Origin of the sequence: Candidatus Phycosocius spiralis (assembly GCF_030158815.1) — a bacterium.
In the GTDB taxonomy this organism is placed as follows: domain Bacteria; phylum Pseudomonadota; class Alphaproteobacteria; order Caulobacterales; family Aquidulcibacteraceae; genus Aquidulcibacter; species Aquidulcibacter spiralis.
The window spans coordinates 1-1,434 of the sequence record NZ_BPFZ01000029.1 but is presented as its reverse complement, the minus strand read 5'-3'; the positions used below and the strand labels follow the sequence as shown (position 1 = coordinate 1,434).

The window sequence follows — 1,434 nt, the reverse complement described above, 5'->3', positions numbered from 1 at the left end:
TCAAATCGCCTGCGAACCTTAGTTGGGTTTTGGTGCAGGCTTATCGTCTTAGGTCTTACTCAACCACACTCGCCACCACGCCTGCACCACCTGCCAGGCCAGGCCTGGCAAATCATTCATCTGTTGGTGCAGGCTTATCGTCTTAGGTCTTACTCAACCACACTCGCCACCACGCCTGCACCACCTGCCAGGCCAGGCCTGGCAAATCATTCATCTGTTGGTGCAGGCTTATCGTCTTAGGTCTTACTCAACCACACTCGCCACCACGCCTGCACCAACTGTACGACCGCCTTCGCGGATCGCAAAGCGCAAGCCTTGAGTCATCGCAATCGGGGTGATCAGTTCCACCACAATCTTAATATTATCACCAGGCATCACCATCTCAACACCTTCAGGCAACTTGCAAATGCCGGTCACATCGGTGGTACGGAAATAAAATTGTGGGCGATAATTGGTGAAAAATGGCGTATGACGACCACCTTCTTCCTTGGTCAAAATATAGGCTTCTGCTTCAAACTTCTTATGTGGCTTGATGCTGCCTGGCTTACAAAGAACTTGCCCACGCTCCACCCCCGTACGGTCCACACCGCGCAACAAAGCACCAATATTGTCGCCAGCTTGTCCAGAATCCAACAGCTTGCGGAACATTTCAACCCCTGTCACCGTCGATTTAATGGTGTCGCGAATGCCCACAATTTCAACTTCTTCACCAACTTTGATGATACCCGTCTCAACCCGACCAGTCACAACCGTCCCACGGCCCGAAATCGAAAACACATCTTCAATTGGCATCAAAAACGGGCGATCCAATGGACGCTCTGGCTGGGGAATATACTCATCCACCGACTTCATCAAAGCCAAAATCGCTTCTTCACCGATTTTCGCATCACGGCCTTCAACCGCCGCCAAGGCCGAACCCTTGGTGATGGGGATATCATCGCCGGGGAACTGATAGCTGGACAGAAGCTCACGCACTTCCATCTCAACCAATTCTAGCAATTCTTCATCATCAACCTGGTCAACCTTGTTCATAAACACAACAAGAGCTGGCACACCAACCTGGCGGGCCAACAAAATGTGCTCACGGGTTTGTGGCATAGGACCATCCGCAGCCGAAACCACCAAAATCGCACCATCCATCTGGGCCGCACCCGTGATCATGTTCTTCACATAATCCGCGTGGCCTGGGCAGTCGACATGAGCATAGTGGCGGTTCGCCGTCTCATATTCCACATGCGCCGTGTTGATCGTGATCCCACGCGCTTTTTCTTCCGGAGCCGCATCAATATCCGCATAGCTCATCGCCTTGGCTCCACCAGCTTTCGCCAATGTCATCGTAATCGCCGCCGTCAGCGTCGTCTTACCATGGTCAACATGGCCAATCGTGCCAATGTTACAATGCGGTTTTGTACGTTCAAACTTTTCCTTTGCCAT

General features: G+C 52.0%; 1 protein-coding gene. It reads right to left on the bottom strand.

All coding sequences use genetic code 11. The annotated features are described in order from the left end of the window. Positions 1-243: 243 nt before the first annotated feature. Positions 244-1,434, bottom strand: coding sequence for an elongation factor Tu (tuf, locus tag PsB1_RS11745; protein WP_284361827.1), 1,191 nt, complete (start codon positions 1,432-1,434; stop codon positions 244-246).

What these genes read in the sequence shown, in the direction of transcription:
- tuf (WP_284361827.1), bottom strand. Translation starts at nt 1,434, where the DNA reads ATGGCAAAGGAAAAGTTTGAACGTACAAAACCGCATTGTAACATTGGC.